Consider the following 7,012-nt stretch of genomic DNA (forward strand, 5'->3'; position numbering starts at 1 on the left):
CGGATGGATGTGGGGAGGGTGTCCTGCTTGCTGTGTCTGGCTGCTGTGATCTGTGCTGTGTTCTGTGCTGTGTACCTGGGTCGTGTACCGGGGGAGCCTTCCCACCCTATTCGGGTAGGCAATCCGGCACTTTGCTAACTACTCACGCGTATGTCTGCACCCAGGATCAGCCAGGTCGGGGAACATGCTCGGCCCCGTCCGGTGGACGGGGCCGAGCACGGCACAGAGCTCCTAAGGAAGCGGTATCCGCAGGAGTTTGTTCGGTGAACCGTCCTTCTTGTCGAAGACTTTCCCGGGCGTCGCCAGTTTCGTCAGTGCCCTGGCGACCTGGGCCGGACGGGATTTCGGTCGTTCCGCCAAGTAGAGGGCGGCCGCGCCCGCGACGTGTGGCGCCGCCATCGACGTACCCGAATAGGTCGCCCGCCCGGTGTCGTCGGCATATGACGCCGAGGTGATCGAGACGCCCGGGGCGAACAGGTCGAGAGCCGGGCCCCAGTTCGAGAAGTCGGCCCTGGCGTCCGTCCGCCCGGTCGCGCCGACCGTGAGTGCCTCCCTGACGTCGGCGGGGGAGTAACTCCCCGCCCGCTGCCCGTCGTTCCCGGCCGCGACCGTGTATGTCACCCCGGACGCGATCGAGTTCCGTACGGCCGCGTCGAGCGGGGCGTTGCGGTTGCCGCCGAGGCTCACATTGGCGACCGCCGGTTTCCTGGCGTGTCTCGTCACCCAGTCGATACCCGCGATGACCTGCGCCGTCGTACCGCCGCCCGCGTCGTCGAGGACGCGTACGGAGACGACTCTGGCCTTCTTCGCGACGCCGAAGGTCGTGCCCGCGATCGTCGCCGCGACATGCGTACCGTGCCCGTTTCCGTCACCGGCCCCCCGGTCGTCGCCGACGAAGTCCCAGCCGTAACTCGCGCGCCCCCCGAAGTCCTTGTGCGAGATACGGATGCCCGTGTCGATCACGTACACGGTGACGCCCTTGCCTCCCGAGTCCGGCGAGGTGTAGGTGTCGTCGAGCGGGAGTCCGGCCTGGTCGATCCGGTCCAGGCCCCAGGACGGCGGGTCCTGCGGAGCCCGTCCGGAGACGCCGTCGTACGTGATCCGGGTGTCCTGGGAGACCGACGCCACGCGGGAGTCCGCCGCGAGACGCCTCGCCTGGGTCTCGTCGGCCTGTACGGCGTAGCCGTTGAGGGCGGTGCTGTAGATGTGGCCGATTCTCGCCCCGTATCTCGCGGCGAGACGCCTGCCGTCCGCCGACGCGGCCGCCGTTCCCTCCTTGAGCGTCACCAGGTAGCTTCCGCCGACGGAACCGGGTTCACCGGCGCCGGCTATGCGCCCCTCCGGGGCAGCCTGCGCGGGAGCGGTGACCGACAGGACGGCGGCTGTGGCCGCCGCGGTCAGACCCGCCGCCCAGCGTGTACGTCTGGCACGTGCGCATGCCCGTTTCATGGTTGGAGTTCCCCCTCCCCGGCCGCCAACGCCCGGCGGCCTTGCGGGCAGCCTCTCGTGCGGGGCGAACTGTCACAAGGTGGCCTACGGGGAGGGAACCGGCCATATCGGCGACCGGCCCGCACCGGGGGCGCGCAATACGCGCCATGGTTCCCGCGCTCCAGCCCCGATACCGTCAAGGGGATGATGACGGGGCGCACATGGCCGTGCGTCCCGGTATGTACAGGTTTGACACATCACGCACGACCACCGAGGTGGAATGTGAAGGCGATCCGTCGGTTCACCGTCCGTCCCGTTCTCCCCGAGCCGCTCCGGCCGCTCAGTGATCTGGCCCGCAATCTGCGCTGGTCCTGGCATGCGGAGACCCGCGAGCTCTTCCAGTCCGTCGACCCCGAACGCTGGACCGACTCGGACTGCGACCCCGTACGCCTCCTCGGCAGCCTCTCGCCCGAGCGGCTCACCGAACTCACCGAGGACCATCGCTTCCTGCGCCGCCTCACCGCGGTCGCCGACGACCTGCACGACTACGTCAACGGCACCCGCTGGTACCAGACGCAAGAGCAGACCCAGGGGGCCGAACTCCCCGCCGCCATTGCCTACTTCTCCCCCGAGTTCGGTATCACGGCCGCCCTGCCGCAGTACTCCGGCGGGCTCGGCATCCTCGCCGGGGACCATCTGAAGTCGGCCAGCGATCTCGGCGTACCGCTGATCGGCGTCGGACTCATGTACCGCCACGGCTACTTCCGTCAGTCACTCTCACGCGACGGCTGGCAACAGGAGCACTATCCGGTCCTCGACCCCAACGAACTCCCCGTCGCCCTCCTCAAGGAACCCGACGGCACCCCGGCCCAGGTCTCCCTGGCGCTGCCCGGCGGCCGGTCGCTGCGGGCCCGGGTCTGGCTGGCCCAGGTGGGCCGCGTACCGCTGCTGCTCCTCGACTCGGACGTGGAGGAGAACGACCTCGGCGAACGGGGCGTCACGGACCGGCTGTACGGAGGCGGCAGCGAACACCGCCTGCTCCAGGAGATGCTGCTCGGCATAGGAGGAGTGCGCGCGGTCCGGACGTACTGCCGCCTCACCGGGCACCCCGCCCCCGAGGTGTTCCACACCAACGAGGGCCACGCGGGCTTCCTCGGCCTGGAGCGGATCGCCGAACTCTGCGACGAGGGGCTGGACTTCGACGCCGGGCTGGAGGCGGTCCGGGCGGGCACGGTGTTCACGACGCACACGCCCGTCCCGGCCGGCATCGACCGCTTCGACCGTGAACTGGTCGCCCACCACTTCGGCCCCGAGGCCGAACTCCCGCGCATCGACGTGGAACGCGTCCTGAGCCTGGGCATGGAGACCTACCCCGGCGGCGAGCCGAACCTCTTCAACATGGCGGTGATGGGCCTGCGGCTGGGCCGCCAGGCGAACGGCGTGTCCCTTCTCCACGGCCAGGTGAGCAGGGAGATGTTCGCGGGGCTGTGGCCGGGCTTCGACCCCGCCGAGGTCCCGATCACCTCGGTCACCAACGGTGTGCACGCGCCCACCTGGGTCGCGCCGGAGGTGTTCCGGCTCGGTGCCCGCCAGATCGGCGCGGAACGCACCGAGGACGCGCTGACGGTGGGCGGCTCGGACCGGTGGGACGCGGTCGCGGACATCCCCGACCAGGACATCTGGGAGCTACGACGGTCCCTGCGTGAGCAGTTGGTGGTGGAGGTACGGGAACGGCTGCGGGCTTCCTGGCGTCAACGCGGCGCGGGCTCGGCGGAGTTGGGCTGGATCGACGGGGTGCTCGACCCGGACGTCCTGACCATCGGATTCGCGCGCCGTGTCCCCTCGTACAAGCGGCTGACCCTGATGCTGCGGGACCGTGACCGGCTCCTCGGCCTGCTTCTGCACCCCGAACGCCCCATCCAGATCGTCATCGCGGGCAAGGCGCACCCGGCGGACGACGGCGGCAAGCGGCTGATCCAGGAGCTGGTGCGCTTCGCGGACGACCCGCGTGTCCGGCACCGCATCGTCTTCCTCCCCGACTACGGCATGGCGATGGCGCAGAAGCTGTACCCCGGCTGCGACATCTGGCTCAACAACCCCCTGCGCCCGTTGGAGGCGTGCGGGACGAGCGGGATGAAGGCGGCGCTGAACGGCTGCCTCAACCTCTCGGTCCTGGACGGCTGGTGGGACGAGTGGTTCCGCCCGGAGTTCGGCTGGGCGATCCCCACGGCGGACGGCGTCGCGGGCAACGACCCCGACCACCGGGACGACGTGGAGGCGGCGGCCCTGTACGACCTCCTCGAACAGCGGGTCACCCCGCGCTTCTACGAGCACGGCGAGACCGGCCTGCCCGACCGCTGGATCGAGATGGTCCGCGAGACCCTCACCCACCTGGGCCCGAAGGTCCTGGCCGGCCGGATGGTCCGCGAGTACGTGGAGCGTCTGTACGCCCCCGCGGCCCGCGCCCACCGCACCATGACCCCGGACAAGGCAAGGGAGTTGGCGGCCTGGAAGTCCCGGGTCCGCGCCGCCTGGCACACCGTGACCGTCGACCACGTGGAGACCTCGGCGGCGACCGCGCCCGCCCTTACCGCGGAACTGGGCAGCACGCTCTCGCTCCGCGTACGGGTGGGCCTGGGCGAGCTGGCCCCGGACGACGTCGAGGTCCAGGCGGTCTCCGGTCGGGTCGACTCGCAGGACAGCATCACCGAGGCGACGACGGTCCCGCTGAAGGCGGTGGGCGGCCCGGACGCGGAAGGCCGCTGGCAGTACGAGGGCCCCCTGTCCCTGCACCGGACGGGGCCCTACGGGTACACCGTGCGGATCCTGCCCGCGCACCGCTTGCTGGCGTCGAGCGCGGAGATGGGGCTGGTGGCGGTGCCCTCGGAGGAAGTGGGGGAGGGCGCGGGGGTGTTGATGCGGTGACCCGCGAGCCCTGACCGTTCCCTGAGGCTGGTCCTGGCGTCGCGCCAGGACCAGTTTCGGCCAATCACCTGTGGCCGCCCGGGGGTACACCGGGCTGTCTCGGGCTGTCTCGGCCGACTCAGTCCTCCCCGAACTCCCCGCACAGCCGCCGCAGCACCGTCCCGCACCGCCGCGCGTAGGCGTGCTGGAACCCCCGGGTCGCGGGGCCGGCCGCCTTGGCGTACCACTTCGCCGGGCGGCTGAACGCGCTTATGGTCAGCCACACCGTGCCGTCGCCGGTGCGGTCCACGACGAACGACTCCTCGCCGCACTCCGGGTGGCCGGGCAGCGTGCCGTACGCCCAGCCGGCGCGGCGGTGTTCCTCCACCGTCCAGACCACACGGCAGGGCGCCTTGATGACGCCGGCCAGTGTCACCGTGACGTCGACGTCGGGGGCGGCCCGTTCGGAGGCGGCGTCGATGCCCACGCCCATCGCGCGGTGCATCTCCCAGGTGAGGACGGCCTCGGAGGCACGCCGGAAGACCGCCTCGCCCTCGCCTATGCGGGTGCGTACATGCAGGTGGTGGAAGCCGGGCGGGCAACGGAAGCCGCGCTCGCGGGTCGCGCCGACCTCCGCGTACGTGAAGGACATGGGACCCAAGGGTAGGGCGGGGGGTACGGGGCGCCCTGCGGCGGGGTGCGGGATGGGGACACACGTGCGACGGGGCGGTCCCCGGAAATGCCTTCGTTCCGGGTACCGCCCCGCCGGTCACCGCTCACCTGCCGCTCATACCGCGCGGCACATGTCATGCGTCGTGCGTCACGCCTTGACGTTGACCGCCGCCCAGGCCGCGTTCACCGCCGCGTACTCCGTGCTGCTGGCGCCGTACAGGGCCGAGGCCGCCGACAGGGTCGCCGTGCGGGCACCCTTGTAGTTGGTTGTCGACGTCATGTACGTGGTCAGCGCCTTGTACCAGATCTGGACGGCCTTGGCGCGGCCGATGCCCGTGATCGTGGTGCTGTTGGACGTCGGGGAGTTGTAGCTGACCCCGTTGATCGTCTTGGCGCCGCTGCCCTCGGAGAGCAGGTAGAAGAAGTGGTTCGCGGGGCCCGACGAGTAGTGGACGTCGAGGTTGCCCAGGGTCGAGGACCAGGCGTCCTTCGAGCCGCCGTCCTTGCTCGGCTTGTCCATGTAACGCAGCGGCGTGCCGTCGCCGTTGATGTTGATCTCCTCGCCGATGAGGTAGTCACCGACGTCGGAGGCGTTCGCCGCGTAGAACTCGACGGCCGTGCCGAAGATGTCGGAGGTCGCCTCGTTCAGGCCGCCGGACTCGCCCGAGTAGTTCAGGCCCGCCGTGTTGGAGGTGACGCCGTGCGTCATCTCGTGGCCGGCCACGTCCAGCGAGGTCAGGGGGCTGACGTTGCCCTCGCCGTCGCCGTACGTCATGCAGAAGCAGCTGTCGTCCCAGAACGCGTTGACGTACGCGTTGCCGTAGTGGACGCGCGAGTAGGCGGCGACACCGTTGTTCTTGATGCCGGAGCGGCCGAACGTCGACTTGTAGAAGTCCCACGTCTTCTGCGCGCCGTACGCGGCGTCGACGGCCGCGGTCTGGTCGGCGGTCGAGCTGGAGGCCGCGCCGGTGCCCCAGGTGTCGTCGGCGTCGGTGAACAGGGTGCCGGCCGAAGAGCTGGTGGCGTGCGCCTTGTTGTACGTCTTGTGGCCGCCGCGCGTGCCGTCGGTCAGCTGGTACGTGGAGCCCGACAGCGTCGTGCTCAGCGCGACCGTGCCGGAGTACAGGCTCTTGCCGGTGCCGGTCTCGATGCCCTGGTACTCGTACAGCTTCTTGCCGGTGGCAGCGTCGGTGATGACGTGCAGCTCGTTCGGGGTGCCGTCCTCCTGGAGGCCGCCGACGACGGTCTCGTAGGCGAGGGTCGGGGTGCCCGAGGCGGCCCAGATCACCTTGCGGGGCGCGCTGGACGCCGCCGACTTGCTGGAACCGGCCTTCTTGGCGAGCGTGACGGCCTGCTTCTCGACGGCGGCCGTGGTGACCTCGGGAGTCAGGTCGGTGACCTTGATGGCCGCCTTCTGCGCCTTGGTCACGGTCTGAGTCGTACCGGCCGCGTTCTCGTGCACGACGAGGTCGCCGCCGAGGACCGGCAGGCCCGCGTAGGTGCGCTCGTAGCGGGTGTGCTGGGTGCCGTCGGCGTCCTTGATCACGTCACGGACGACGAGCTTCTCCTTGGCGCCGAGGCCTATCTCGTCGGCGGTCGCCGGGGCTTCGGCGGCGGCTTCCTTGATGAGGGCGGTGCGCGTGGCGGGGGAGAGCGTCATCGGAACGGCCGAGACTCTGGCCGCGGTGCCGGCCGGCTCGCTCTCCGCGGAGGCGCCGGTGGTCAGACCGGTGGTGAGAAGTGCTCCGGCCGCGACCGCGGTGGCGATGGCCAGGGTGGTGCGCTTGTGACGCGCGTAGAGGGGGGTCACGCGGACTCCTTTGTGGGGGTTCCTGACGGTCTTGGGGTGACTGTCAGGAGGTGGTGGTGAAGCTGGAGTACTGCTTGCGGCGTGCGGTCGAAGACTGACATTGAGGGCCTGTACATGTCAGGACCCCAAAGTGATGTTGGCTGAAAATCGACCACAGGCCAAACGTTTCGTGTATGTAACGCGGCGCGATCTCGGTAA

At 70.1% G+C, this 7,012-nt stretch carries 4 protein-coding genes; 1 reads left to right on the top strand and 3 read right to left on the bottom strand.

The window, feature by feature from the left end; translation table 11 throughout:
- Positions 1-231 precede the first annotated feature (231 nt).
- Positions 232-1,449, bottom strand: a complete 1,218-nt coding sequence (locus STRTUCAR8_RS11515; protein WP_006375817.1) for a S8 family peptidase — start codon at positions 1,447-1,449, stop codon at positions 232-234.
- A 261-nt stretch (positions 1,450-1,710) separates the two neighbouring features.
- On the opposite strand from STRTUCAR8_RS11515, the gene glgP reads away from it, so the two are divergent.
- The gene (gene glgP / locus STRTUCAR8_RS11520) at positions 1,711-4,353 is read left to right on the top strand and encodes an alpha-glucan family phosphorylase (RefSeq protein WP_006375820.1); all 2,643 of its coding nucleotides are present in this window, start codon (positions 1,711-1,713) and stop codon (positions 4,351-4,353) included.
- Between the two features lie 118 nt (positions 4,354-4,471).
- Here glgP and STRTUCAR8_RS11525 read toward each other — a convergent pair whose 3' ends face one another.
- Together STRTUCAR8_RS11525 and STRTUCAR8_RS11530 are read right to left on the bottom strand one after the other, a co-directional pair.
- The gene (locus STRTUCAR8_RS11525) at positions 4,472-4,984 is read right to left on the bottom strand and encodes a DUF1990 family protein (RefSeq protein ID WP_006375822.1); all 513 of its coding nucleotides are present in this window, start codon (positions 4,982-4,984) and stop codon (positions 4,472-4,474) included.
- A 168-nt stretch (positions 4,985-5,152) separates the two neighbouring features.
- Positions 5,153-6,814, bottom strand: a complete 1,662-nt coding sequence (locus tag STRTUCAR8_RS11530; RefSeq protein ID WP_006375825.1) for a M4 family metallopeptidase — start codon at positions 6,812-6,814, stop codon at positions 5,153-5,155.
- Between the last annotated feature and the right edge of the window lie 198 nt (positions 6,815-7,012).

The organism is Streptomyces turgidiscabies Car8, assembly GCF_000331005.1.
Classification (GTDB): Bacteria; Actinomycetota; Actinomycetes; order Streptomycetales; family Streptomycetaceae; genus Streptomyces; species Streptomyces turgidiscabies.

Excerpts from the sequence above, each read along its gene's own strand:
- STRTUCAR8_RS11515 (WP_006375817.1), bottom strand. The coding sequence starts at position 1,449 with ATGAAACGGGCATGCGCACGTGCCAGACGTACACGCTGGGCGGCGGGT.
- STRTUCAR8_RS11525 (WP_006375822.1), bottom strand. The coding sequence starts at position 4,984 with ATGTCCTTCACGTACGCGGAGGTCGGCGCGACCCGCGAGCGCGGCTTC.